The sequence below is a fragment of the Pseudoalteromonas sp. 3J6 genome (assembly GCF_903995135.1).
Taxonomy (GTDB): domain Bacteria; phylum Pseudomonadota; class Gammaproteobacteria; order Enterobacterales; family Alteromonadaceae; genus Pseudoalteromonas.
In genome coordinates this window covers 3,477,649-3,501,477 of sequence record NZ_LR877185.1, presented here as the reverse complement: position 1 = coordinate 3,501,477, position 23,829 = coordinate 3,477,649, and the positions used below count along the sequence as shown (strand labels likewise).

Annotated in this window: 27 protein-coding genes and 1 pseudogene; 19 read left to right on the top strand and 9 right to left on the bottom strand. The window is 39.9% G+C overall.

The features are described 5' to 3' along the window. Nucleotide 1: 1 nt before the first annotated feature. Genes P3J6_RS16000 through P3J6_RS15990 form a run of 3 tightly spaced genes read left to right on the top strand, consistent with a single transcriptional unit; the run spans nucleotide 2 to nucleotide 1,675 of the window. Nucleotides 2-736 carry a CheW domain-containing protein gene (locus P3J6_RS16000; RefSeq protein ID WP_198523533.1) on the top strand — a complete coding sequence of 245 codons (735 nt, stop codon included), beginning with the start codon at nucleotides 2-4 and terminating at the stop codon, nucleotides 734-736. Nucleotides 737-757: 21 nt separating this feature from the next. Beyond that, nucleotides 758-1,255, top strand: coding sequence for a chemotaxis protein CheW (locus tag P3J6_RS15995; protein WP_008112225.1), 498 nt, complete (start codon nucleotides 758-760; stop codon nucleotides 1,253-1,255). An 18-nt stretch (nucleotides 1,256-1,273) separates the two neighbouring features. Further along, nucleotides 1,274-1,675: a DUF2802 domain-containing protein gene (locus P3J6_RS15990; protein WP_054201706.1), complete on the top strand. Its 402-nt coding sequence runs from the start codon at nucleotides 1,274-1,276 to the stop codon at nucleotides 1,673-1,675. Between the two features lie 27 nt (nucleotides 1,676-1,702). Here the strand turns inward: P3J6_RS15990 and P3J6_RS15985 are convergent, their stop codons facing one another. After that, nucleotides 1,703-2,011, bottom strand: a complete 309-nt coding sequence (locus P3J6_RS15985) for an EscU/YscU/HrcU family type III secretion system export apparatus switch protein (protein WP_054201705.1) — start codon at nucleotides 2,009-2,011, stop codon at nucleotides 1,703-1,705. 2 nt (nucleotides 2,012-2,013) lie between these two features. Next, nucleotides 2,014-4,179 (bottom strand): flagellar hook-length control protein FliK, encoded by a 2,166-nt coding sequence (gene fliK / locus P3J6_RS15980; protein ID WP_198523532.1) that lies wholly within the window; start codon nucleotides 4,177-4,179, stop codon nucleotides 2,014-2,016. A 113-nt stretch (nucleotides 4,180-4,292) separates the two neighbouring features. On the opposite strand from fliK, the gene ccmA reads away from it, so the two are divergent. From ccmA to P3J6_RS15930, 10 genes are read left to right on the top strand one after another with little or no spacing between them, the layout of a single operon-like run. Beyond that, nucleotides 4,293-4,913: a cytochrome c biogenesis heme-transporting ATPase CcmA gene (gene ccmA / locus P3J6_RS15975; protein WP_138605316.1), complete on the top strand. Its 621-nt coding sequence runs from the start codon at nucleotides 4,293-4,295 to the stop codon at nucleotides 4,911-4,913. After that, a complete protein-coding gene (ccmB, locus tag P3J6_RS15970; RefSeq protein WP_138605317.1) occupies nucleotides 4,913-5,599 on the top strand; it encodes a heme exporter protein CcmB in 687 nt (228 codons plus the stop codon). The genes ccmA and ccmB overlap by 1 nt, the downstream gene beginning before the upstream one ends. Before the next feature lies 1 nt (nucleotide 5,600). After that, nucleotides 5,601-6,338, top strand: coding sequence for a heme ABC transporter permease (locus P3J6_RS15965; RefSeq protein WP_138605318.1), 738 nt, complete (start codon nucleotides 5,601-5,603; stop codon nucleotides 6,336-6,338). A 2-nt stretch (nucleotides 6,339-6,340) separates the two neighbouring features. Further along, nucleotides 6,341-6,544 (top strand): heme exporter protein CcmD, encoded by a 204-nt coding sequence (gene ccmD / locus P3J6_RS15960; protein ID WP_008112240.1) that lies wholly within the window; start codon nucleotides 6,341-6,343, stop codon nucleotides 6,542-6,544. Beyond that, entirely contained in the window at nucleotides 6,541-7,020 is a 480-nt protein-coding gene (ccmE, locus tag P3J6_RS15955) for a cytochrome c maturation protein CcmE (RefSeq protein ID WP_138605319.1), read from the top strand. The genes ccmD and ccmE overlap by 4 nt, the downstream gene beginning before the upstream one ends. A 1-nt stretch (nucleotide 7,021) precedes the next feature. Next, nucleotides 7,022-8,983, top strand: a complete 1,962-nt coding sequence (locus tag P3J6_RS15950; RefSeq protein WP_198523531.1) for a heme lyase CcmF/NrfE family subunit — start codon at nucleotides 7,022-7,024, stop codon at nucleotides 8,981-8,983. Continuing rightward, entirely contained in the window at nucleotides 8,980-9,552 is a 573-nt protein-coding gene (locus P3J6_RS15945; RefSeq protein WP_198523530.1) for a DsbE family thiol:disulfide interchange protein, read from the top strand. Before P3J6_RS15950 ends, P3J6_RS15945 begins: the two co-directional genes overlap by 4 nt. Further along, on the top strand, nucleotides 9,549-10,010 hold the full coding sequence (locus P3J6_RS15940) for a cytochrome c-type biogenesis protein (protein ID WP_178956399.1): 462 nt from the start codon (nucleotides 9,549-9,551) through the stop codon (nucleotides 10,008-10,010). Before P3J6_RS15945 ends, P3J6_RS15940 begins: the two co-directional genes overlap by 4 nt. Continuing rightward, the gene (gene ccmI, locus P3J6_RS15935) at nucleotides 10,011-11,267 is read left to right on the top strand and encodes a c-type cytochrome biogenesis protein CcmI (protein ID WP_198523529.1); all 1,257 of its coding nucleotides are present in this window, start codon (nucleotides 10,011-10,013) and stop codon (nucleotides 11,265-11,267) included. A gap of 9 nt (nucleotides 11,268-11,276) precedes the next feature. Beyond that, on the top strand, nucleotides 11,277-12,008 hold the full coding sequence (locus P3J6_RS15930; RefSeq protein WP_138605324.1) for an MlaA family lipoprotein: 732 nt from the start codon (nucleotides 11,277-11,279) through the stop codon (nucleotides 12,006-12,008). 57 nt (nucleotides 12,009-12,065) lie between these two features. Here the strand turns inward: P3J6_RS15930 and P3J6_RS15925 are convergent, their stop codons facing one another. Then, nucleotides 12,066-13,289, bottom strand: a complete 1,224-nt coding sequence (locus tag P3J6_RS15925; protein WP_198523528.1) for an EAL and HDOD domain-containing protein — start codon at nucleotides 13,287-13,289, stop codon at nucleotides 12,066-12,068. A gap of 343 nt (nucleotides 13,290-13,632) precedes the next feature. Between P3J6_RS15925 and putP the strand changes: the two genes are divergently transcribed. Further along, complete coding sequence (putP, locus tag P3J6_RS15920) at nucleotides 13,633-15,144, top strand: sodium/proline symporter PutP (RefSeq protein ID WP_138605326.1); 1,512 nt, start codon at nucleotides 13,633-13,635, stop codon at nucleotides 15,142-15,144. A 198-nt stretch (nucleotides 15,145-15,342) separates the two neighbouring features. Here the strand turns inward: putP and P3J6_RS15915 are convergent, their stop codons facing one another. Beyond that, complete coding sequence (locus P3J6_RS15915; RefSeq protein WP_010387955.1) at nucleotides 15,343-15,642, bottom strand: YebG family protein; 300 nt, start codon at nucleotides 15,640-15,642, stop codon at nucleotides 15,343-15,345. Between the two features lie 297 nt (nucleotides 15,643-15,939). Between P3J6_RS15915 and P3J6_RS15910 the strand changes: the two genes are divergently transcribed. Then, entirely contained in the window at nucleotides 15,940-16,233 is a 294-nt protein-coding gene (locus P3J6_RS15910; RefSeq protein WP_138605328.1) for a ComEA family DNA-binding protein, read from the top strand. A gap of 12 nt (nucleotides 16,234-16,245) precedes the next feature. Here P3J6_RS15910 and P3J6_RS15905 read toward each other — a convergent pair whose 3' ends face one another. Both P3J6_RS15905 and dsbB read right to left on the bottom strand, forming a co-directional pair. After that, nucleotides 16,246-16,548, bottom strand: a complete 303-nt coding sequence (locus P3J6_RS15905) for a hypothetical protein (protein WP_010387958.1) — start codon at nucleotides 16,546-16,548, stop codon at nucleotides 16,246-16,248. A 1-nt stretch (nucleotide 16,549) separates the two neighbouring features. Continuing rightward, nucleotides 16,550-17,068, bottom strand: a complete 519-nt coding sequence (gene dsbB, locus P3J6_RS15900; protein ID WP_138605330.1) for a disulfide bond formation protein DsbB — start codon at nucleotides 17,066-17,068, stop codon at nucleotides 16,550-16,552. A 358-nt stretch (nucleotides 17,069-17,426) separates the two neighbouring features. Here dsbB and fadR point away from each other — a divergent pair, with 358 nt between their 5' ends. Both fadR and P3J6_RS15890 read left to right on the top strand, forming a co-directional pair. Beyond that, nucleotides 17,427-18,140 (top strand): fatty acid metabolism transcriptional regulator FadR, encoded by a 714-nt coding sequence (gene fadR, locus P3J6_RS15895; RefSeq protein WP_138605332.1) that lies wholly within the window; start codon nucleotides 17,427-17,429, stop codon nucleotides 18,138-18,140. Between the two features lie 234 nt (nucleotides 18,141-18,374). After that, nucleotides 18,375-18,980: a peroxiredoxin gene (locus P3J6_RS15890; RefSeq protein WP_008109095.1), complete on the top strand. Its 606-nt coding sequence runs from the start codon at nucleotides 18,375-18,377 to the stop codon at nucleotides 18,978-18,980. A 59-nt stretch (nucleotides 18,981-19,039) separates the two neighbouring features. Here P3J6_RS15890 and P3J6_RS15885 read toward each other — a convergent pair. After that, nucleotides 19,040-21,633, bottom strand: a pseudogene (locus P3J6_RS15885) (TonB-dependent receptor). Nucleotides 21,634-21,923: 290 nt separating this feature from the next. Next, nucleotides 21,924-22,403: an SsrA-binding protein SmpB gene (gene smpB / locus P3J6_RS15880; RefSeq protein ID WP_008109102.1), complete on the bottom strand. Its 480-nt coding sequence runs from the start codon at nucleotides 22,401-22,403 to the stop codon at nucleotides 21,924-21,926. Between the two features lie 147 nt (nucleotides 22,404-22,550). Between smpB and P3J6_RS15875 the strand changes: the two genes are divergently transcribed. Further along, on the top strand, nucleotides 22,551-22,991 hold the full coding sequence (locus tag P3J6_RS15875) for a type II toxin-antitoxin system RatA family toxin (RefSeq protein ID WP_138605336.1): 441 nt from the start codon (nucleotides 22,551-22,553) through the stop codon (nucleotides 22,989-22,991). Then, a complete protein-coding gene (locus P3J6_RS15870) occupies nucleotides 22,988-23,311 on the top strand; it encodes an RnfH family protein (protein ID WP_008109106.1) in 324 nt (107 codons plus the stop codon). Before P3J6_RS15875 ends, P3J6_RS15870 begins: the two co-directional genes overlap by 4 nt. A 53-nt stretch (nucleotides 23,312-23,364) precedes the next feature. On the opposite strand, the gene P3J6_RS15865 is transcribed toward P3J6_RS15870, so the two are convergent. Next, nucleotides 23,365-23,724: an outer membrane protein assembly factor BamE gene (locus tag P3J6_RS15865; RefSeq protein ID WP_138605338.1), complete on the bottom strand. Its 360-nt coding sequence runs from the start codon at nucleotides 23,722-23,724 to the stop codon at nucleotides 23,365-23,367. Between the last annotated feature and the right edge of the window lie 105 nt (nucleotides 23,725-23,829).

The following is a 23,829-nucleotide window of genomic DNA, read 5'->3' as shown; positions in this document are numbered from 1 at the left end:
AATGAGTAAGCAATTATTTGCTAATGAAAAAGTAGTCACTCAGTATTTAGGGGCGTTATTATCTGATGACGTACCAGCGAAAGACCTTGAGCCTGTTGCTAAATTGCTTGAGCAGGTAGCGTATGAAGAGCAAAAAGAGCAACCACTTCAGGTTGAATCGGTAGTTGAGCCGGTTGTTGAGGTTGAAAAATGCCATGAGCAGGTAACGAATGTAGAAATAGATTCTCACCAAGTGCAGCAGCTTGAAACTGAACATGATGTAGCACTTGGTAATGAAGCAGAATACTTTGATGGTGAATTTCAAGCATTATTTTTTGAAGTAGCAGGACTCACTTTAGCAGTGCCATTAAAAGCGTTAGGCGGCATACATGAGCTTGGAGAGGTGAATCATTTATTTGGTAAACCTAAATGGTTTAAAGGTGTCATGATCAACCGAGAAGAAAAGCTCAATGTTGTTGATACCGCACGCTGGGTGATGCCTGAAAAGTATGATGAGCAGTTAGAGGCATCTTTAAATTATCAATATCTAATCACTTTAGGTGATAGCCAGTGGGGTTTATTAGCAGAAAAACTAATAAATAACATTACATTGAGTAAAGAAGATGTAAAATGGCGTACAAATGACAGTAAGCGCCCATGGCTTGCTGGAGTAATTAAAGAAAAAATGTGTGCTTTAATAGATGTTAATAATTTAAATGCACTATTAGAGAAGGGCTTAGATAGCCGTCACAAGTAATGACCATTACGAGGTAAGAGCATGAGTGAAGATAAATTACTGTCAGCTAAAAAAAATGCAGATAATAATGATGAAATTTTACAGTGGGTTACGTTTAAGCTAGAAGATGAAACTTATGGCGTAAATGTAATGCAAGTGCAAGAAATACTACGTTACACCGAAATTGCTCCTGTCCCAGGTGCGCCTTCGTATGTGATTGGTATTATCAACCTGCGTGGTAATGTTGTTACCGTTATTGATACTCGCTCTCGCTTTGGGTTACCTGACATTGAAGCGACCGACAATTCACGTATTTTGATTATTGAAGCTGAAGAACAAGTAATTGGTATTTTAGCCGATAGCGTGTCTGAGGTCGTGTATTTACGTAGCTCAGAAATTGACAGCGCTCCAAACGTGGGTACTGAAGAAAGTGCTAAATTTATTCAAGGTGTATGTAACCGCGATAATGAGCTACTTATTCTGGTTGATTTAAATAAACTACTTAGTGATGACGAATGGGATGAGTTAAGCGATATATAAGCTTCTCTACATAAAATTATGTTATTACTTGGTATTGCAATTGCGGGTTTGGCATTTGGGCTATTCTCGCTGCTGTTAATTGTGATGTTTAAAAAGCGTTATGCGAATGAGCTTGGCGCACAATTACAGCAATTTAAAGATTCATCAGAGCAGATTAATATTTTACGTAGCGAAGTCTCTGAGTTACGAACTGGATTAATGAGTATTGGTAAACGAGTGCTTGAGGTAGAACAACAAAACCAAGAGCTGATACAGCAACAAGCTGCTCAAAAATACGATGACCCTGATGCTAAAATATACTCTCGAGCGGTAAAAATGGTTGAGCTAGGTGCTGATTTAGATGAGGTTATTCGCGAGTGTGAATTACCCCGCGCCGAAGCAGAACTGTTATTTTCTTTACACAAACAAAAAGGCGCTTAGCGCCTTTTTTGTTTTTATCATATTGGCTCATGCTTTTATATTGAGCTTCCCTTGAAAGTCCTGCCATCCGGGCGGGAATTTCCCTCTTACCACATATGAAAAAGCAATCAGTTCAGCAATAACAAAGTAAAGCTCTTTAGGGATCTCTTCGCCAAGCTCTAATTTCGAAAGTGTATTTGCAAGTGCTTCATCCTGATGGATTAAAATACCTTTATCTTTAGCTAGGGCAATAATTTCATCCGCCAATTCTCCAAACCCTTTAGCGCTTACGGTGGGTGAATTACCCGTTTCGTAGAGCAGTCCAATTGCTGAATTGTTTTTAAATGAATCCGTCATGGCTAAACCTTAATATTTATAATGGCATGGGATTGGTAAAATGCTTGATGGTTGTCATCTGCGCGTTTCAAATTAAGATCGCCGACTTGTAAGCCCTGTTTTGCTAGTTTTGAGCGTAAATTATCAAGGTGTGGATGAGCCAACGCGCTCACAGCTTGAGTGGACGCTAATAACTGACAATCTAATGCTTTGTCCATCAACTCTGCGGTTATTTGCAGCTTACCTAGTTCAGCATAATCAAAATTTAATCTTACAAACCACACGTTTTTATCCGCTAATTTGCCGTTGTTTGGCTTTTTATATTGTCCTAACGATATTTCTGTTTGTGCCGCCTCTGGTGGCAGTTTCATAGGCAATAAAAACTGCACTAAGGAGTTAGTGTCAGGCTGCTGGCTCAAAACGGGCGCTTGTACTTGGCTTAAGGTGTTTTTAATTTGTGTTAATTCACCTGCTAATGCTTGCACTTGTGGTTGCTGTAACTGTTCTAATAACTTATTAGTATTATTACCGGCCTTGAAGCTTGGTAATAAAACCTGAAGTAGGGCCTCTAAACCGCTTTGATTATTAATGCTAACGGCTGTTGGGTTTTGATTAATAATCGGCGCAGCTAAAATGCTTAATGAAAGTTGTTCTACACCTCGATTAAAGGAACTCTGCAAAGTGTCACTGGTTAGTTGTGTCGGCTTTATAGTGCTGAGTATTTCACGCTTTATGGTGGTCGGGTGTAAATTACTTTCTGACAACATACGGTTAAAAGCTTGATTAACCAAGCGGTTTAAGTCAGTACCCTGATCTGCCGCCTTAGTTACGATAGTGTTTAGTTGGCTGCTTAGAGCGTGTTTGCTTGCTTCTTTTTGCTCTATTGGAGCGGTTTCGGTTTGCTTTAAAACGGTTGTCAATAATAGCTTTTCCAGTGGCTGCAAATGATTAACGGCTGTTAAGGTGCTATTAGCTGTTTGTGCTGATTGGGTAATAACAGGGTGTAAATCTACGGGTGTTGGTAACGCTCGCTGTTGCCATAAAGAGATACTGGTTTTTAGCTGCTGGGTTAGTTGCACTAAAGGGGGGGGAGTTCCTAAAGGGCTTTTTAATTGCGTAATGTCTATTTTTTGCGTTGGCGCGAGCAATTGTTGCTGTTCATTAAAAGCAATGTTTGGTTTTTGAGATGCGTTTAATACAGTGGTAAATGGCTTGCTTTCAAAATGTTTTACCGCATCTAAAATACGTGTTTTAAAATCAGCAAAGCTGCTTTTTAGCCATGATTGAATTGGACTATTAACGGTACTAAGTGGATGAGACTTAATTTTTTGCGAATCGATAGCAACTTGCGGTTGCTGTAACAGCATCTCATTAAATGGTTTACTAAATGAGTTTTTAAGCTCCACGGTTATATTTTGATAAGCGGTTTTAATTAATAGTTTATCTGCTTGGCTGCTAATAGTTACCTTAGTCGGCGTTGTGGGTAGTCCAGATAACTGTTGATGGCTTAAGCTAATATTTAACGAGCTTTTTGCGGTATTTGGAGTTAGCACCGCAAACTTGGGTGTAGCATGAAGCTGAGCATGACCTAAATTGTTAGCAACTAATTGTGTTAGTTTTGCCTGGCTTAAAGGTTGAGAATGTACAATGTCAGCAAAACGATTAATGATATTTAGCCGTGTACCTTTGCCATCAGTATCAATTATGCCTTTTAATAAGGGTTCTTCGGCCAGTAATTGCGCTACTTGTTTATTAATGGCGATGCTGGCATTAAATTTTTCAATCACCAGTTTTGGCGTTGGCTTTAAAGTAACTTGTATCGATAGCGGGTTGTTTTGAATATCACTTTGAGTGTTTATAAAGTTTAAAAACCGCTGTAACTGTTCTGGTTGTTTAATTGATAAGGTGCTGTTGTTAGGAATAATGGTTAAGCTTTTACCATCTGCACTTAGTTGTATGTTAGCACTCGCTATTTTTTCAACGTTTGTTGGGGGTTCATTAACAGTGAGCCGAATTGTTTGCCAATGCTTATTCATAAATACATCAAGCGTAACTGAATCTTTAGAAAACTGAATGTTTTTTGCCGCTAGTACTTCAGGCGGCAGTATTGGTAACGCAGTTTTACCCGAATCGGTTGTTTGATTACTAACCTGTGGGTTAGTCACTGTAATGTGCGTTGGTGTATTCATTATTTTATATCAAGTTTTCTGTATTTTAAGTAAATCGATTCTAAAGCAATATTCGTATTACCCTATCATTATGGTAGACTTACCGCTAATTTTTGGCAGAGAGAATCGTCATCTTGTTACACATTAAGTCCGTTACTTGTATCAAGCAAGAGCGTTGTTTGTTTGATGAACTTAATTTTAGCCTTAAAAGCGGTCAAATCATGCAGTTAGCTGGTCCTAATGGGGCTGGCAAAACATCATTATTGCGCATCATTGCCGGTTTTTCGCTGCCTGATGAAGGTGATATTTTATACCTTAATCAATCTATCAAAAAATATTATGACGAATACGCCAGAGATTTATTATTTATAGGCCACAAAACCGGAGTTAACGTACAACTTAGTGCACTTGAAAACGTAGCACATTGGTTGGCAATTAATGGTTATGTTAATACACCTGATTTATATCCTTTGTTGAGTAAGTTAGGTTTGGTAGGGCTGGAAGATGTGCCCGTAAGAACATTATCGGCGGGTCAACAAAGACGAGTAGCTTTGGTTAGATTATGGTTATCTGAAGCTAAGTTATGGATTTTAGATGAACCTTTTACAGCGCTCGACAAAAGTGGCGTTGCTTTTTTACAGCAACGTTTTACTGAGCACTTATCAAAGGGGGGCGCTATTTTGTTAACAACACACCAAGACCTAACCACCCACTTTAGTGACCTACAGACCTTGACTTTGGAGTACCGCCACTAATGACACGACAGCACTCATATTGGCAGTTATTTGTCGCGGTATTTAGTAAAGACGTTAAACTCGCTTTTCGCCAGCGTGCTGAAATAGTCAATCCTATCTTGTTTTTTTTAATTGTTATCTCATTATTCCCATTAGCAATAGGGCCAGAGCCTGGGTTGTTATCAAGAATGGCGCCAGGCATTATTTGGGTTGCGGCTTTATTATCAACCATGCTTGGACTCGATAAGTTATTTAGAGATGACTATAACGATGGCTCTTTGGAGCAACTAATTGCTTCCTCGTATCCTTTATCATTAACTGTGCTAGGTAAAGTTGCGGCTCATTGGGTGATCACCGGCTTACCGTTGGTCTTTATGACTCCTTTATTTGCTTTATTACTAAATTTAGAAACAACGGCCTTAATGGCCACGTTATTAACGCTATTACTAGGAACCCCTTTATTAAGCTTTATTGGCGCAATAGGGGCGGGTTTGACTGTGGGATTACAAAAAGGCGGCATTTTAATGAGCTTATTAGTGTTGCCTTTGTATATTCCAGTTTTAATTTTTGCAACTTCCGCTATTGATACCAGCACTATGTCGCTGGATTACAGTGGTCAGCTTGCAATCCTTGGTGCTATGTTAGTCGTTGCGATTATCAGTGCACCAATTGCCATATCATCAGCATTAAAAGTGAGTGTAAGTTAATATGTGGAAGTGGTTACATCCGTATGCGAAAGCAGAGCGAGCATATCAATTATGCAATACTCTACTGCCATATTTTGCAGTAGTAACGGTCGTTAGTATGATTGTTGGTTGGATTTGGGGGTTAGGTTTTGCCCCTGCCGATTACCAACAAAAAGACAGTTATCGTATTATTTTTATTCACGTGCCCTCCGCTATTTTATCTATGGGCGCATATTCATCAATGGCGATTGCAGCCATTGTTGCCTTGGTATGGCAATTGCGTAATGCAGAACTTGCGGTAATTGCAATCGCGCCTGTTGGCGCGTGTATGACTGCAATAGCCTTAATTACCGGTGCCGCATGGGGTAAACCGATGTGGGGTGCTTGGTGGGTATGGGATGCACGACTGACTTCTGAACTTATTTTATTATTTTTATACTTAGGAGTGTTGTCTTTGTACCATGCCTTTGAAGATAAAAAGTCAGCAGGTCGCGCCGCGTCAATTTTAGCCATAGTAGGGGTGATCAACCTACCTATTATTCACTTTTCGGTGGAGTGGTGGAATACCCTGCACCAAGGGGCGAGTATCACTAAGTTTAATCGCGATGCGGTTGACCCTAGTATGTTTTGGCCATTAATGATTAATATTTTAGCCTTTGCCGCGTTTGTTGGTACTGTGACTTTAATTCGTCTTAAAAATGAAATTTTACACCGTGAAAAGCACCGCCCATGGGTGCGACAGTTGTTAACTAAGGGGTAATTATGCAGTTTGACTCGTTTTCAGATTTTATTGCAATGGGAGGCTATGGTTTTTATGTATGGCTTTCTTTTGGTACATGTGCATTGATTTTATTAGGTATTTTATTTAGCTCGTTACGCGACAAAAAACAAATTTTAGCGTCCGTTGAGCAGCAAATTGCACGTGAAACTCGAATTAAAAATTCTAAGCAGGAGCAAACCTCGTGAACCCTAGACGTAAAAAACGCCTTTTGGTTATTATCGCCGTACTCTTTGGTATTGGAGGATCAATTGGTTTAGTGTTGTACGCCTTACAAGAAAATATTAATTTGTTTTACACCCCCAGCGAATTAATTGATGGTAAAGGTCCCGATAAAGAAAAGCCGTTTGTAGGTCAAAAGCTGAGAATTGGCGGTATGGTAGTACCAGGCTCTGTGATCAGAAATGAACAAAGCCTAAAAGTAAGTTTTAAGCTGATTGATACAGGCCCATTGGTAACGGTACGTTATCAAGGTATTTTGCCTGATTTGTTTCGTGAAGGACAAGGGATTGTTGCGCAAGGTGTGTTAGTAGAGCCTAACGTGATTGAAGCATTTGAAGTATTGGCCAAGCATGATGAAGAATATATGCCGGCAGAAGTTGCTGAGGCAGTAAAAGGCATTAAGCACGAAAAGCCAAAATATAACTTAGATAGTGGGAGCTGATATGATCCCAGAAATTGGTTATTTTTCTTTAACATTGGCCATGGTGCTCAGTGTGCTGTTGTGTATTTTCCCACTTTGGGGAGCACACACAGGTAATCTTCGTTTGATGCGCGCAGCGCCATCATTAGCGGTTGGTCAGTTTGCATTTGTTGCTTTGTCGTTCGCTGTTCTTATTTATGCCAGCCTCACCGATGATTTTACCGTGTCTTACGTTGCTTATCATTCAAGTAGCACCTTACCTTGGTATTATAAAATCACCTCTACATGGGGCGGTCATGAAGGTGCTATTTTACTGTGGTTACTTATGCAAGCCGGGTGGACAGCTCTGGTCGCTGTGCGTTCAAAGTCACTACCTTGGGTGCTTCGTGCTCGTGTATTAGGTGTGCTTGGCTTTTTAGGTGTCGGCTTTATGATGTACACCTTATTGCTTTCAAGTCCGTTTGAGCGTTTATTGCCCTACTTTCCTGTTGAAGGGCGAGACTTAAACCCATTATTACAAGACCCAGGGATGATCATTCATCCACCATTACTTTACATGGGGTATGTGGGGCTTTCTGTGGCTTTTTCCTTTGCTATTGCTGCACTATTAACTGGTAAACTCGATAATACCTGGGCGAAGTGGTCACGCCCATGGACGATGACTGCATGGGGCTTTTTAACCTTAGGTATTACCATTGGTAGTTGGTGGGCCTATGCAGAACTTGGCTGGGGCGGCTGGTGGTTCTGGGATCCAGTTGAGAACGCATCACTGATGCCATGGTTAGTGGCAACGGCTTTATTACACTCTTTAAGTGTGACTGAAAAGCGCGGTGTATTTAAATCATGGACCGTATTATTAGCAATTGCTGCTTTTTCATTAAGTTTACTGGGCACTTTTATTGTTCGTTCAGGGATTATTGTTTCGGTGCACGCCTTTGCAACCGATCCAGATCGTGGACTATTTATTCTTGCTTTCTTAGCCATTGTTGTTGGCGGCGGCTTAGCGCTTTACGGCTTGCGTGTGTCACAAGTTAAAAGTGAAGGACGTTATAAGTTTGTCTCTCGTGAAGTAGCACTTTGGCTAAATAACATTTTCTTAGTGGTTGCCACCTTAATTGTACTATTAGGTACTTTATTACCTATGGTGCACAAAGAAATGGGCTTAGGCAGCATTTCTATTGGCGAACCTTTCTTTAATAAAATGTTTGCCATTCTACTGGTGCCATTTGCGATTTTAATGGGCATAGGGCCATTTTTGCGCTGGAAGCAAAATAAATGGGCATTTTTACAAAACAAAATATTTGTTGGCGCACTAGCCAGTGTTGTTGTTACCTGTGCTTGGCTGTTTAGCAGTTATGAAGTGGTTACGCCACTCACTCTGTTAGCGACTACATTGGGTGTATGGATATTTATAGCCACTTTTATCGACCTTTACACCAAGGCCGCAGTTCATGGAACAATTAAACTTGGCATCAAACGCTTAGGTTTAAGTTATTGGGCTATGGTGCTTGGTCATGTTGGTTTAGCTTTTGTTATTGCCGGTATTACCCTTACCTCTGCGTATTCAGTTGAGCGCGATGTAGCCATGAAGCCAGGTGATAGCGTACAGCTTAATCAGTATCAATACCGTTTTGAAGGCGTGAAGACAATTCGTGGTGCAAACTACAGTGGTCATGCTGGTGTGGTAACAGTGTCAAAAGAAGACAAAACGATTGCGCGTCTTTATGCAGAAAAACGCCGATACGATATTGGTATGCAATTTATGACTGAAGCTGCAATAGATGCAGGTTTTACTCGCGATTTATATCTCGCCCTTGGCGAGCAATTAAGTGAAGGAGCATGGTCATTACGTATTTACCACAAGCCGTTTGTGCGTTGGATGTGGATTGGTGGCATTCTGATCTCACTCGCTGGGTTTGTGATTTTATTTGATAAGCGTTATCGCGCTATACCCCGCAAAGATGAATTAGAGGGGGCATTATGAATCGTAAATTGATGGCAATAGTCCCTTTATTAATTTTCATCTTTATTTGTGTGTTTTTATATCAAGGGTTGTTTGCTAACCCTCGGGAAATACAAACAGGACGTATTGGTCAAACCGTACCGGCATTTAACTTGCCTGATTTAATGCAAGATAATAAACGTTGGACTGATGAGCAGTTAAAAGGTGATGTGTATTTATTAAACGTGTGGGGCACATGGTGCCCAACGTGTCTAGCTGAGCTTGATTATTTAACTAAGCTTCGCGAACAAGGCATTAAAATTATCGGTTTGTATTATGTGCAAAGCTACGATGCTGACTTTGATGGCCCGTTTGATATGCAAGCTCTGCGTGACGATGTGAGTAATATGCTTGCGCGCGCAGGTAACCCTTATCAGTTTAATATTTTAGATTTAGAGCGCTCTTTGGCGTTAGATTTGGGGGTGTCTGGAGCACCAGAAACATTTTTAGTTGATAAAAATGGTACTATTTTGTTACACCACACCGGTGATATAAACCCTCGAGTTTGGCGCGCTAAATTTGCGCCTCTTATGCAGGAGCTTCAGCAATGAGATTGTTTTTATTAACCCTTAGCTTATTTGTTAGTTTAGCTGCGTTTGCTCAACAAGACCGTTATCAGTTTGATAGCAACGATCAAGCGGTTCGTTTTGAAGAGCTAACTAAGGAATTACGCTGCCCTAAATGTCAAAACCAAAATATTGCTGATTCAGATGCCGTAGTTGCAAAAGATTTACGCGATCGCGTATTGGCGTTAGTAAAAGATGGTAAAAGCAAAGACGAAGTCATTGACTATATGATTGACCGCTATGGCTACTTTGTTCATTACGATCCACCAGTAACGCCGGCTACGTTAATTCTGTGGGTGTTGCCAGTACTCATTGTAATAATAGGCTTTGGCTTTATTGTTATTCGCCAGCGTAAAGCGTCGGTAAAACAAACGTGGAGTGACACTGATGAAGTGATGCTCAATAAGTTGATTAAACAAAATAAACGTCAGGAGCAAAGTTAAATGATTCTAATGTGGGCGTCTTTTGCTTTACTCACACTCATTGCATTGCTGTTTATTATTGTGCCTTTTTTAAAAAAAGAGCGCGTAGTAACGATTACTCATAACGCTAATGCTGAGCTTATCAGCATTTATGAGCAGCGTTTAGTTGAACTGCAGGCTGATTTAGACAACCAACGCATAGACTCGCAAAACCACAGCGAGGCAATTGTTGAGCTAAAACGCCGTTTGCTAAATGAATTATCACCAGAAAAGTCACTCAATAGTCGTGGTGATAATCGTATATTTGCTTTAACAGGGGCGGCGTTTTTAATTGCGTTAGCGGGTATATTTTATGCAATGACCGGCAGCCAGCAACAAATAGCGGCTTGGCATGATGCAATGGACAATTTGGCCGATTATGGCCAACGCGCTGTAATGCAAAAAGGTGAGCCGTTAACTAAAAATGAACTGCAAGCGTTTGCATTGGCACTGCGTACTAAGTTAAGCCAAAGCGGTGACGATGAAGTGGCTTGGATGCTGTTAGGGCGTGTGGCTATAATGCTTAATGAGTTTGACATGGCAAAACAGTCATTTGATAAAGCATTGTCAATGAACTCTGATAATATGCAAGCTTTGGTGAGTTACTCGCAGGTATTATTACTTGAGGGCAGTGATGAAAATATGACTCGCGCAGCGGGTATGCTTTCTAAAGTACTACAAGCACAGCCAAATAACCTCGATGCGATTTCGTTACTTGCGCTGATTGCTTTTGAGAGAAAGGATTGGATACAGGCAAAAGCTGCATTTGAGGTACTTCTTGCCAGTATGGACGAGTCAGATACGCGTTATGCTATGATTTCAAAGCGCATTAGTGAAATTGATGGCCAAATAGCTAAGCAAAGTGAGCTAAACAGCCACGACCAGCAAGTTGTACAGGGTATTCAGGTTACGGTTAAGATTGACGAGCAACTCGAAGAGAAACAGCCCAGTAACGGTATTTTGTTTGTGTTTGCTAAAGCTTCTGAAGGTTCACCCATGCCTTTAGCCGTTGTTAAACTGACTGACTATAGCTTTCCAATCACCGTTGAGCTGAGCGACAAGAACGCCATGATGGCGGGGCTAAATTTATCCAGTGCTAATGAAATTGTTATTTCTGCGCGTATTTCTAATGATGATTCAGTGATGCCAAGTACTGGTGAGCTTGAAGGCCACTCTGAAGTACTGCTTCGTAAAGATGTGCGACAAGTGCAACTGAACATTGATACATTAATACCTTAAGGATTTGAGATGTTAAAACAAGGCTTACTTTTATTATGTTTACTCACCTTATCGGGCTGTGCTCAAGTGCCCGAGAGTAAATATGATGAGCGCGATCCCTTACAAAGTGTAAATAGACCCATTTATGACTTTAATATGGACGTTCTCGATACCTATATTTTAAGGCCAGCAGCAGTGGGTTACATCACTGTTACACCGCAGCCTGTTCGTCGTAGTATTGTGCACTTTACCGATAATATTACTGCACCCGTTGATATTATAAATGCCGGCCTGCAAGGAAAACCAAGCAGTGCTGGAATTAATTTTGCACGTTTTTTAGTGAATTCAACCGTGGGTGTATTTGGCATATTTGATGTGGCCAGCTCACTTGGGCTTGAAGTAACTAGCGAGGACTTTGGCCAAACTTTAGGTGTGTGGGGAGTGGGTGATGGTGCTTATTTAATGATCCCAGCAATGGGGCCATCTACCGCACGTAACTTAACCGGTGATGTTGTTGATAACCTTGTATTGCCTGAAATAGCACTGACCACGCCACAAACCATTTTAGTGTTCGCACTAAAAGCAGTTGAAGCGCGTGCGTCATTAATGGCTCAGGAAGGGTTATTAAATGATTCGTTAGACCCCTACTTGTTTATTAAAGACATTTATTTTCAGCGTCAATTATACGAGTTATTTGACGGTAACCCGCCAATAAAAGAAGAGCCTGAAGATTTTGATGAAGATTTTTTAGAAAGTCTTTAATTAAAATAGAAACGCCAGCAAATGCTGGCGTTTTTGTTAATGGGCATCAAAGATCTCTTAGCTATCAATCATCACCTGCATTTGCTCACTAACCCAATTGAGAGCTTCGTGGTATGCATCAGGCACTTCATCACCTAAGTTTAGTTGCTGAGCTTTGGCATTCGCAGCTTGCCAATCACCTTGCTCATACAGAGTCACTAAACTTAAGTATTCGGCAAGTAGCCCTTCATTTTTTAATAGCGCTGTTTTTATCTCATTAGATAGAGGTAATTTAAGCATTACGCTGTCCATTTCTTCATCTAATATCGCATCCATAAGCGACATCATGCCAGTTAAGAACGCCATGCCTGTGTCTTTCAGTTTGCCATGTGAAATAGCTAACAACTCACAAAAACGCGCCCGCGTTAACGACAGTCTAATAAGCTCTAATGGCTTATCGGCAGAGACTTGTGCTGCAAACAATAAAGAGAGCAGCTTTTTTATTTCAGCAGCGCCTAATACAATTAGTGCTTGTTTTATAGTGCTTATTTCAGAGCGGCGGGTAAATGCTGCTGAGTTTGAATAGCGCAGTAGTTTATATGATAAGTTAACATCACGCTCAAATACATCGGTGATTTTTTTAAGATCCATTTCTACACTGGATGTTTCATAGAGTAGTTCAGCCAGTGCCATGCCTGATGGAGGTAAGGCTTTACTTTGCACCATCTCAGGTTTTGAAAAGAAAAAGCCTTGAAAGTACTCAAAGCCCAGTTCAAAAGCTTGGTTGTAAAGCTCGTAGGTTTCAACTTTTTCTGCAAGTAATTTAATATGAGGGTAAGGTTTTAAGTCCTCGATGAGGGCTTTAACGATTTCTATATCGCACTTTAAAAAATCAATTTTAATGATATCAATAAATGGATAAAAGTGGCGCCAAACAGGTTGGTGCGCGTAGTCATCTAGAGCGAGTGTATACCCTTTTTCTTTTAGATCTTTAACTATTGCGAGCAGGCGTTTTCCTGGCTGAACGGTTTCTAATATTTCAATAACTACCCCGTCTTTATTTAATAGCGTAGGGTAGCCTTTTAATAAGGTGTCTAGGGTAAAGTTAATATAAGCGGGTTTATTATCGGTTAAATCTTCAAGGCCAAAATTAAACTGACTGCCTTCAATTAGGCGAGACGTCGCTTCGTCGCCGTCAATATTTGGAAATACGTTATCTACCCCATCACGAAATAAAAGCTCGTAGCCAATTAGCTCCTTATTGCGATCTAAAATGGGTTGGCGAGCAGCGTAAAAATACATATAAGATTCCGTAAAGGTAGAAATTAATTAACATTGTAATAATATATTGGAAAACATTCAAAATAGCATCGGTAAAATGAATTTTATTAATAAAATATCATGGCTTGGGTAATTTTAATTAATCTAAACTTATTGTTTTTACTCTATTCGTTTTAAAAACAAGCGAATGGATGGTTTTTTATCTACTTAAATTAGCGGGTTGGAGTTATTAGCGATTACCGTGTTATAGTTGAGTAGAAAGCTTTTATTCCAATACTGTCTTAATTATAAGATTTCAAGAGTCATTATTTGGATTACAAGCCTATTATTACTTTTTTAAGTGGAGGCGAATTTGGAAACAGGAATGATTATTTCACTGGCATTATACTTTATTGTAATGCTAGGAATAGGACTATACGCATATAAGCAATCTACCAGTGATATTTCAGGGTATATGCTAGGTGGTCGTAATTTAGCCCCCAGTGTAGCTGCCCTATCGGCTGGTGCATCAGATATGAGTGGTTGGTTATTAATGGGTTTACCTGGCGCAATGTATTTATTTGGATTGAGTAAGGTTTGGATTGCAATTGGTTTAGTATTAGGTGCATGGGCAAACTACTTTTTAGTAGCACCAAGACTGCGTGTTTATACTGAAAAAGCCAATGACTCCATTACTATCCCTGATTTCTTTGCAAACCGTTTTGATGACAACAAAAATATCCTACGTGTTATCTCTGCAATAGTAATTATTGTTTTCTTTACCTTATATACTTCATCGGGAGTTGTTGCCGGTGGTAAGTTATTTGAAAACTCATTTCAAATGAGTTACGAAATGGGCTTATACATCACCACGGGTGTAGTAGTGGTATATACCTTGTTTGGTGGTTTTTTAGCGGTTAGCCTTACAGACTTTGTGCAAGGTTGTATCATGTTTATTTCGTTGTTGGCAGTGCCAATTGCCACCTACATGATGCTTGACCAACCCTTTATGGATACCTTAGCAAATGCAAACTATCAGCAGTTACTAAGCTCGCCTAAAGCAAGCGAAATTCATTCTTTAAGTATGCTTGACTGGTTTGCGGGCGGTTCTACCATTGCTATTATTTCTGCAATGGCGTGGGGCTTAGGTTACTTTGGTCAGCCGCATATTATTGTTCGCTTTATGTCTATTCGCTCAGTAAAAGAAATGCCAACCATGCGTCGTATTGGTATGTCTTGGATGACGCTATCCGCTATTGGTGCGGTATTTACCGGGCTATTTGGCGCAGCATTCATGATTGAAAACCAAATGCCGATTGCCGACAAAGAAACAATCTTCCTAGTATTAGCTGAATTAATATTCCATCCGTTAATTGCCGGTTTCCTACTAGCGGCTATTTTAGCTGCGATTATGAGTACTATTTCATCGCAACTATTGGTGTGTTCAAGTTCTTTAACTGAAGACTTTTATAAGATCTACTTAAATCGTAATGCTTCGCAAACTGAGCTGGTATTAGTAGGGCGCATTAGCGTGATATTGGTTGCGTTATTTGCAATCTACTTAGCGTATGACCGCAATAGTTCAATACTAGATTTAGTAAGTAATGCATGGGCTGGTTTCGGTGCTGCATTCGGTCCACTGGTATTGTTTAGCCTTTACTGGAAGCGTATGAACTTAAAAGGGGCTATCAGTGGTATGGTTGTAGGTGCACTAACGGTGCTTGTGTGGATTTATGCGCCTATTACTATTAATGGTGAGAGTTTGAGTAGCGTGATCTATGAAATCGTCCCTGGCTTTATTTTAGCAAGTATTGCGATTGTAGTAGGAAGCCTTATGACAGCTGAACCGAAAAAGGAAATTACTGATCTGTTTGATGAAGTTGAATCGTCATTATAAGTGATTAGTTAACCTAAGTTTTGGTTTAAAAAATGCCAACCAGTTTAACTGGTTGGCATTTTTATTGACTGACTTTTAACATTAGCAAATAGTGATGATTTACTCGCTTTTAGCTATCATTATTTAAAGGCATAAAAAAAACTGAATTCGAATACCGAATTCAGTTTTTTAATAATTACTATTAGGTTTTTAAAAGTACTAACTTGCAGCTTTATCTTTTATATCTGCAACGTTATCTGACTTTGTTTTTTTAGCTTTTGCAGGTACTTCTTTAGTCCCCTTAAGTACCGCCATAAAGTCGTCTTTACTTTTCGCAATCTCAAGTGCAAGCGACTCAACTTGTTGTTCACTTAGCGGCACATCTACTTTTTCAAGCATTAGTTCTAGTGACTCGGCGATATCGAGCATTTTGTCATAGGCATCAGCTTCTTTTTTAGTAGTAAACGTCATGCGCTCGACTCCGTTTCGTTCTACAACATATTTAACAACAACAGCCATGATTTCTCCTGCTTACTTACGTGGCAATATGATTATTTTAAATCATTAGATTACTGTTTTTATGTACAGTACAAGCTTGCGCGTTATTTTGCAAGCTTTAGCCTTAGTTTATCTGCAGCTTAGTTGACAATAAAGGCTGACTCTACTTTATTTATTAAGTCACTTTATAACGCGTTGCAGTAAAGGAGTCGCAAGGAGTGATTGTTACCGTTAGTACTTAGTAACCACAACGTTATGTAAAAGTGCTGGGTGTAAATAATCAACGAATGTTCATGTAGGAACGCAAAAGGAAATAGTATGAAATTAATTAAAATAATCTCGTTAGCAGCTGCTTTATGTTTATTACCTATGGGTACCACCTTTGCGCAAAGCGATATGCTATCAGAGCAGATGCAATCAGCCATGGTTAATATTAATAGTGCTGATTTAAAACAGTTAATTAAGTTACCAGGTGTCGGTAAGAAAAAGGCACAGGCAATTATCGATTATAGAGAAGCTAATGGTGATTTCGCATCACTTGAAGATCTAGCTAAAGTAAAAGGGGTGGGTAAAAAAATGCTAGCCAAACTTGATGGAAAGGTGACGTTTTAACTAAAAAGGGCGCTATGCGCCCTGATCAAACTGTTTTAAGGCAGCACCAAGGTGCTTTTTAGCAAAGTTAATATCTACTGGTGCTGTTAATAGCGGATAGCTCAACCCAGCTACAATTAAAAAGGGCACCAGTAACCAACCTTCGAAAAGAGTAAATATTAAAAAGAATGGGCTTAATAGCATCAGCTTTAGTATGCGTATAAAGACCCTGTCACTGGGTGATAGCATGCTTAAAGAGATAGCTATAACAGTTTGTCGTTGACGAACTTTTAAATGTTTAAGCTCATCAACTTGGCTTGAAAAAAAAGTAAACATATTAAAGTGACTTTTTAGTAATTAATCGACTGGCCACTAATATAAACAGTGTGGCGGTAAAGAGTACAAAAATAATTTCCATCCACGCTGGCATACTTAGGCTGGCAAATTGCCAATCTATATTTCCGCAGTCACCTGTCGCTTCAAAAAACTGCGGTATCCAGTGATGTAACGGTATAAATTCTGGAAAGTTTGGCTCAAATTCACAGCTAAATGCAAATGGGTCTGTGGTTGTTTGCATTTCAATGTGCTCACGGGCTATTAGTAACCCCCATACACTTGAAATCCCCCAAACAGCATAAGCGACAATACGTACTATGAGGCTGTTTGGTTTACTGGCTCCAATCATACCCGCAAAAAGTAGGCCTAATACTGCGGTGCGCTGGTATATGCACATAATGCATGGCGCTAACCCCATGTTGTATTGAAAGAAAAGTGCAGTAACTTCAAGCAGAAAAACAATCCCACTGAATAATAACCAAGGTGTACGCTGAGTACTTAGATTAGCAAGCCAGTTCATAACAATTCCGTATTTAAATAAGGGCTTAGATTATGACTTAGGATAAACAGCGGGGCAAGTAAAAGGAAAAAGCGAGGAGCTATGAAAGCTTTTCGCACCTCAAAGTTAGGGATATTCTGTTACATGACTTTCCCCAGAGCCATCAAGTTAATCCAGTTGTAAGAGCTAGTCAAACTGTCTCGTATGAATAATAGGTGGGCATTCATATTGTGTTTAATTTCTACCAGTAAAGTTACCCTTTTAATCACATACCTAGGTAATTTAACTTACTTTACTTGTTAGTTGTGACTTGTCTGGTACAATCAGTCAGTTAATCGTATGTAGCGATGTAATGTGAATTAATTCGAGTAGGAATTGAATGAGAATTTTTAAAGCGAAAAGCCCAGCAGGATTTGCTGAGGAATACATAGTAGAGTCAATCTGGAATGGTGATTTCCCTCCAGGTTCAATTCTGCCAGCTGAGCGTGAACTCTCAGAGTTAATTGGTGTTACTAGAACCACATTGCGTGAAGTGTTACAACGATTAGCAAGAGACGGTTGGTTAACAATACAACATGGTAAACCTACTCGCGTAAATAATTTTTGGGAAACGTCAGGGTTAAATATTCTTGAAACACTGGCCCGTTTAGACGAAGACAAAATGCCAGAGTTGACCGATCAGTTACTTTCAGCACGCACCAACATCAGCGCAATTTACACCCGTGCAGCAATAAAGCTTGCACCAGAGCGCGTTATTGAAATTTTATCGCAAAGTGATGAACTAGAAGACAGTGCGCAAGCATTTGCTGATTATGACTATAAAGTGCACCATGAGTTAGCTGTTGCTGGTAACAATCGCATTTATGTGCTTATTCTTAATGGTTTCAAAGGCTTTTATTCTAAGATTGGTTGTCATTACTTTTCAGATCCTCGCACTCGTGAGCTTGCACGTCAATTCTATAAAGATCTAACTAAGCTTGCTGAGAATAAAGAGCACGATGGTGCGATATCCATGATGCGTAAGTATGGTCATCAAACCGGTGAAATATGGCAACATATTCGCGGTGATATGCCTAGCGACATTATGGATTAGAAAAAAAAACCTGCTTTAAGCAGGTTTTTTTATGAACAATAATCCGTGTGTTTATCAAGCGTTCGCTATTTTAGAACGGCGCTATCTATAAATACGATTGTTAATTTATTTTTGATAGCCATAGAATAATGATTAATTAGATATGGTGCTATTGTAATTTAAAAATTAGTGCCCATATTACTATCAGTATTGCGTAAGCAATTGACAATAAACTCAAAATATTTGGAGAATAAAATGGGTGTATTAGTAGGCCGCCAGGCACCAGACTTTACCGCTGCAGCTGTTCTAGGTAACGGTGAGATTGTAGATAGCTATAACCTTCACGAAAAAATCAAAGGTAAAAAAGCAGTAATCTTTTTCTACCCACTAGATTTCACTTTTGTATGTCCTTCTGAGCTTATTGCTTTTGATAAGCGTTATGCAGAATTCCAAAAACGTGGTGTAGAAGTAATTGGTGTTTCAATCGATTCACAGTTCTCACACAACGCATGGCGTAACACGGCTGTAGCAGACGGCGGTATTGGTAAAGTTCAATACGCACTAGTTGCAGACGTTAAACACGAGATCTGTAAAGCATACGACGTTGAGCACCCAGAAGCGGGCGTTGCATTTCGTGGTTCTTTCTTAATCGACGAAGAAGGTAACGTACGTCACCAAGTAGTTAACGATTTACCACTTGGTCGTAACATCGACGAAATGATCCGCATGGTTGATGCATTAGCATTCCACAGTGAGCATGGCGAAGTATGTCCTGCTGGTTGGACTGAAGGTAAAAAAGGAATGGATGCAAGCCCTGAAGGCGTAGCTAAATTCTTATCTGAAAACGAAGGCGAGCTATAATCTAGCCCTTTAGTTTAAGATAAAAAACCGCCATATTGGCGGTTTTTTATTGCTTTTAATTAAAACGAAAAGCTCACTTTAGTGTAAATGTAACGACCTCGAGGGTTGTGTACACCCGATGCGTAACCATACAGATCTGAATCACCGTCACCAATTGCAAATGGTGGCTCTTCATCAAATAAGTTATTAACACCTAGCGATACTTTTGCAGACTCAGTAATACGGTATGATGTTTGTAAATCAACCAATACTTGAGAATCAACAGTGCGCGATGTATTACTATCGAAGTCTAAGTTGCCATCGAAATCGATATCTGGCGTATCTTCAAACTCACCCACATAACTAATGTTCATATTCGTGTTGAATTGGCCAATTTCCCAGTTTGTTGAGAAAATCCAACGGTGCTCTGGGTAGCCATATTCACCAGTGTAATCGCGGCCGTCTTTTTCAAATTTATCTTGGTAAGCCCATTCTAAATTGAATTTTAGTAAGCCTAACTCATCCAGTGAATGATTGTAGTTTGCTGAAATATCAACGCCAGAAACTTCTTGTGATGATACATTTTCAAAAGTACTGAATATCTTTTGAATAGTTCCTAGGCTGTCAGTACCTGATGGTGGTAAGCGTACACATACCGTACTATTTTGGTTATTACACTCTGAGTTGTAAATTGGACCAAACTCTTGCTCATCAATTTTATTATCTTGGGTGATACTCCACACATCAATACTTAAACCAAAGTCAGTTGTGGGTGCCCAAATGAAGCCGACATTCCAAGATTCAGATTCTTCAGCTTCTAAATCTGGGTTACCGGCAAATTCAATGTTGTAATCTAGCGGGTCACAATCTTTACCTGTTGCATCACAGCGGTAATTATCAATAAAGAACTGACTCTCTTGAGATGGCCCTAAACCTACTTGTGCAAGTGAAGGTGCTCTAAAGCCTTGCGCCCAAGAACCGCGAACCGTGATTTCATCACTAGGTGCCCAGCGTAAAGCGACTTTAGGGTTTGTCGTAGTGCCAAAGTCACTGTAATCATCATAACGGCCCGCAAGTTGTAGCTCTAAGTTTTCCGCAAGTGGAATTGAAAACTCTACATAGGCAGCGTATTGGTCGCGCTCTGCGGCAGCTGAAACTGACTCGGTACCAAAGATTAACCCACGTTGAAATTGATCATCTGGCGTATCAGTTACGTCTTCTTCGCGGTATTCAATACCGGCCGCCATCATGACAACATCATCACCAAAGTTAAATGCTTCACCTGAAATGTTAGCATCGAACGACGTCATATGAGACTCACCTTGGCGAACCAAGCTCGTTGTGATTCTGTCAACAACAGCCGGATCGTTGTAAGTGCCGCCAAATGGGTTGTAGTTACCTGCGTCAATCTCTTGTTGTAAAAAGTCGGTGCGAACCCAACCTTGTGAACGATCCCCTGTTTGTAATGACTTGCTACGCCCTTTTTGTACCGCTGTTTCCCAGCTCCAGTCGTTAATTTCACCTTTTAAACCAGCAACAAAACGTAATGTGTCTGATTCGATATCCCATTGACGCGCGCCTGCATCCACTGTTCTGTAACGACCAATTTCTATATCTTGACCAAATGGGTTATTTGGATGATTCCCTGGTACGGTTAAACCCGCATCTTCATCAAGTGGCGTTGGTGCGCCAGCTGCAACTGAGCTGTTATGCTGTACAGCCATTTCTAAAAAGCCGGTGATGCCATTGTCGAAGCGGTATTCAAATTGTGAAATTGCGCCTACACGTTCTGATGCAGGGGCAATATAGCCGAATGGACCATAGTCAAATAAGCAACTACCACTTGATGTTGCATTTTCAGCAGGACACGAAGGATCGATTGTTTTAACGCCATCTACGTAAAAGTAGCCCGGGAAGCCACGTGATGAACGAAAGTCTTGGCCGCCATAAGGAGATTGATTAGCAGTACCTAAACGTCCCATTTCGTCTGATGATAAGACGTGTTTTTAAAGTAATCAATAATAACGGACGCACTACTTTTTGCACTCGTTGTACCCCAAACAATGCTAGCCGTGGTTTCTTCATAGTTAGGGCCATCTGTACCGCCGTAACCTAAATTAACTTCAATACCGTCGATGTCTTTTTTCAAGATAACGTTTACAACACCTGCTACGGCATCAGAGCCATAGATTGCTGATGCGCCATCTTTTAAAATATCAATACGTTCAATTGCTGAAACAGGAATGCTGTTTATGTCAACAAATGAGTTGGTGATCCCTTCAGCAAATGCGCTTATAGCAACACGACGACCATTAATAAGTACCAACGTAGCATCAGCACCTAAACCACGAAGGCTGACGGCGGCTGAACCATTAGCGGTTGAGTCTTGGTTATTGCCACGGGTTGAAAAAGTACCATTACCTGCAACAGGCATTCTTTCAAGAAGCTGTTGTAGGTTGTCATAACCCATGTTTTCGATGTCTTCTTTATTAATGGATTGTACTGGCGATGGGCCTTCGATATCGGAACGTTTGATACGAGAGCCTGTTACTTGAATACGTTCTACTTTTTCTGCAGTCTGCTGTGCAGCGTAAGTTGTTGTACTAAAACCTGCTGACAATGCGATAGTAGCACCGATGATTAAGCTCGGTGTAAATGCAATTGATTGCTTCATCCTTAAGTCCTTGTTGATATGTTATAATTTACTTGTTTTTTCAAGCCGAATTATTAATACCATGTAACTTAACTGTTATCAATTGACTGCAAAGCTGATTTTATTATCGGCACGAATATATACTGATTTTCTCAATAATGAAAAACAATGGGATACTCGCTATCTGGTGCGGGAGAGTGCTTTGGTCATTATTAAAAAATAAATCACTGAGCGACTTTAATTTGTAATAATTTGTATTTTCTTAAAAATTTAATCAAAAAAACGCCTAACATGATGTTAGGCGTCTTTATTTAAACTTTGTGTTTCATTAAACGTTCTTTTTCACGGGACCAATCTTTATTTTTACCATCTTCACGTTTGTCATGCATTTTCTTACCTTTAGCTAAATGGAATTCAAGCTTCACCCAGCATTTTTTCCAATACATAGCGGTGGCAACTAATGAATAACCATCACGTTCAGTTGCACCAACTAAGCGGTCAAGTTCACGCCTGCTTAGTAGTAATTTACGGTAACGTAGCGGGTCACAAATAACATGTGTTGATGCACTATTTAAAGGCTGAATGGTACTACCTAATAAAAATGCTTCACCGTTTTTAAGATGAATGTAAGTTTCAGAGATATTTACCTTACCTGCTCGGATACTTTTTACTTCCCAGCCTTGGAGTTCAACACCTGCTTCAAACTTGTCGTGTAAAAAATACTCGTGTCGCGCTTTTTTGTTTAGCGCGATGGTATTACTTGTCGATTTTGATGAATTTTTCTTAGCCATAGTGCCCTATAATATACGTTATACAAGATGTTTTACATCGATTTTTTAAATTATACATGCAAAAGCGAAGGATTAATTTAAGCGCGATGAAAGTTTGGGGAAACGCACAAAGCTTGCTAAAATTCCTGCACACAGTTGGGAGTGAGTATGCCACAAATAGAAAAAAGCGCGCTGGTTATGTACAGCACTAAAGAGATGTTTGATCTAGTCAATGATGTAGAAGCCTATTCACAGTTTTTACCTAATTGTTCAGACTCAAAAATTATTAAGCAGCATGATAATAACATGACCGCTAGTTTAGAAATATCCAAAGCCGGTATAAAAAAATGGTTTACCACTGAAAATACGCTAATTGATGAGCAAACAGTGATGCTTCGCTTGGTTGATGGCCCTTTTAAAACCCTACAAGGTCGCTGGCACTTTCAGCAATTAGATGCGCAGGCGTGTAAGGTTAATTTACAGTTAGAGTTCGAGTTTTCAAGTAAGCTAATAGAGCTAGCGTTTGGTAAAATTTTTAATGATGTGGCTAAAAACATGGTGAGTGCATTTACTCAACGTGCAAAAACCGTGTACGGAGAACGTGCATGATAAATATTGAAGTTGTGTTCGCGTTACCCACTAAGGCAACCACGTTAAATATAGAAGTGCTGCAAGGTACAACGGCTGAGCAAGCAGTAATACAGTCAGGGATTATTAAAAAGTGCCCTGAGATTGATGCAACCGATTTAACTTTAGGCGTATGGAACAGAACGGTAAAGCTTAATCATGAGCTTAAAGATGGCGACAGAATTGAAATTTACCGCCCATTAATTGCCGATCCTAAAGATGCTCGCAGAAAACGTGCTGAAAAAGCCAAAGAAGAGGGCCGTGCTAATAAAGTCACTGGTGGCCGGCCGTTAGATCGTTAGACACAAAAAAGGTGAGCCATGCTCACCTTTTTTAACAACACTTTAATAGCTTCTTATTGCTCTAAAGGTGTTGTAAAGTTTTCTGGTTGCTCATAGTCGCCCGATACCGTAACTAGCTTCTCATTTTCAAAGTTTAATACTAATGATTTATATTGTTCATTAGCACGTCCTTTATTAAAGCTGTATACATAACGCCAAGTATTTTTATCGAAGGCGTCTTCGGCAATGGGTCTGCCTAGTACGTATAGTACTTGTTCGCGAGTCATATTAACGCGAAGCTTATCAACGTCTGATTGTTCTAAAAAGTTACCCTGAGGGATGTTGATTCTGTATACCCAGCTAGAACAACCTGCGGCTGAACTAAGCGTTAAAGCGACGATAAGCCAAAGAGACAAAGTTTTTAACGACTGCATTGTTAGTTGTGATCCTTATTTTTTATAATCTGCATGATACCGATTAGTTACTCAAGGTAAAACCCTTTTGAGTAATTGTTTTTGTTTAGCGTGTTAGGGCGAGGT

Coding starts and splice junctions, on each gene's coding strand:
- P3J6_RS15995 (WP_008112225.1), top strand. CDS start 758: ATGAGTGAAGATAAATTACTGTCAGCTAAAAAAAATGCAGATAATAAT.
- P3J6_RS15865 (WP_138605338.1), bottom strand. CDS start 23,724: ATGCAGTCGTTAAAAACTTTGTCTCTTTGGCTTATCGTCGCTTTAACG.
- fliK (WP_198523532.1), bottom strand. CDS start 4,179: ATGAATACACCAACGCACATTACAGTGACTAACCCACAGGTTAGTAAT.
- P3J6_RS15905 (WP_010387958.1), bottom strand. CDS start 16,548: ATGTTTACTTTTTTTTCAAGCCAAGTTGATGAGCTTAAACATTTAAAA.
- fadR (WP_138605332.1), top strand. CDS start 17,427: ATGAGAATTTTTAAAGCGAAAAGCCCAGCAGGATTTGCTGAGGAATAC.
- P3J6_RS15875 (WP_138605336.1), top strand. CDS start 22,551: ATGCCACAAATAGAAAAAAGCGCGCTGGTTATGTACAGCACTAAAGAG.
- ccmI (WP_198523529.1), top strand. CDS start 10,011: ATGATTCTAATGTGGGCGTCTTTTGCTTTACTCACACTCATTGCATTG.
- ccmB (WP_138605317.1), top strand. CDS start 4,913: ATGACACGACAGCACTCATATTGGCAGTTATTTGTCGCGGTATTTAGT.
- P3J6_RS15930 (WP_138605324.1), top strand. CDS start 11,277: ATGTTAAAACAAGGCTTACTTTTATTATGTTTACTCACCTTATCGGGC.
- P3J6_RS15985 (WP_054201705.1), bottom strand. CDS start 2,011: ATGACGGATTCATTTAAAAACAATTCAGCAATTGGACTGCTCTACGAA.
- ccmD (WP_008112240.1), top strand. CDS start 6,341: ATGCAGTTTGACTCGTTTTCAGATTTTATTGCAATGGGAGGCTATGGT.
- P3J6_RS15940 (WP_178956399.1), top strand. CDS start 9,549: ATGAGATTGTTTTTATTAACCCTTAGCTTATTTGTTAGTTTAGCTGCG.
- putP (WP_138605326.1), top strand. CDS start 13,633: ATGATTATTTCACTGGCATTATACTTTATTGTAATGCTAGGAATAGGA.
- smpB (WP_008109102.1), bottom strand. CDS start 22,403: ATGGCTAAGAAAAATTCATCAAAATCGACAAGTAATACCATCGCGCTA.
- P3J6_RS15945 (WP_198523530.1), top strand. CDS start 8,980: ATGAATCGTAAATTGATGGCAATAGTCCCTTTATTAATTTTCATCTTT.
- P3J6_RS15915 (WP_010387955.1), bottom strand. CDS start 15,642: ATGGCTGTTGTTGTTAAATATGTTGTAGAACGAAACGGAGTCGAGCGC.
- P3J6_RS15965 (WP_138605318.1), top strand. CDS start 5,601: ATGTGGAAGTGGTTACATCCGTATGCGAAAGCAGAGCGAGCATATCAA.
- P3J6_RS15890 (WP_008109095.1), top strand. CDS start 18,375: ATGGGTGTATTAGTAGGCCGCCAGGCACCAGACTTTACCGCTGCAGCT.
- P3J6_RS15910 (WP_138605328.1), top strand. CDS start 15,940: ATGAAATTAATTAAAATAATCTCGTTAGCAGCTGCTTTATGTTTATTA.
- P3J6_RS16000 (WP_198523533.1), top strand. CDS start 2: ATGAGTAAGCAATTATTTGCTAATGAAAAAGTAGTCACTCAGTATTTA.
- P3J6_RS15870 (WP_008109106.1), top strand. CDS start 22,988: ATGATAAATATTGAAGTTGTGTTCGCGTTACCCACTAAGGCAACCACG.
- P3J6_RS15950 (WP_198523531.1), top strand. CDS start 7,022: ATGATCCCAGAAATTGGTTATTTTTCTTTAACATTGGCCATGGTGCTC.
- P3J6_RS15925 (WP_198523528.1), bottom strand. CDS start 13,289: ATGTATTTTTACGCTGCTCGCCAACCCATTTTAGATCGCAATAAGGAG.
- dsbB (WP_138605330.1), bottom strand. CDS start 17,068: ATGAACTGGCTTGCTAATCTAAGTACTCAGCGTACACCTTGGTTATTA.
- P3J6_RS15990 (WP_054201706.1), top strand. CDS start 1,274: ATGTTATTACTTGGTATTGCAATTGCGGGTTTGGCATTTGGGCTATTC.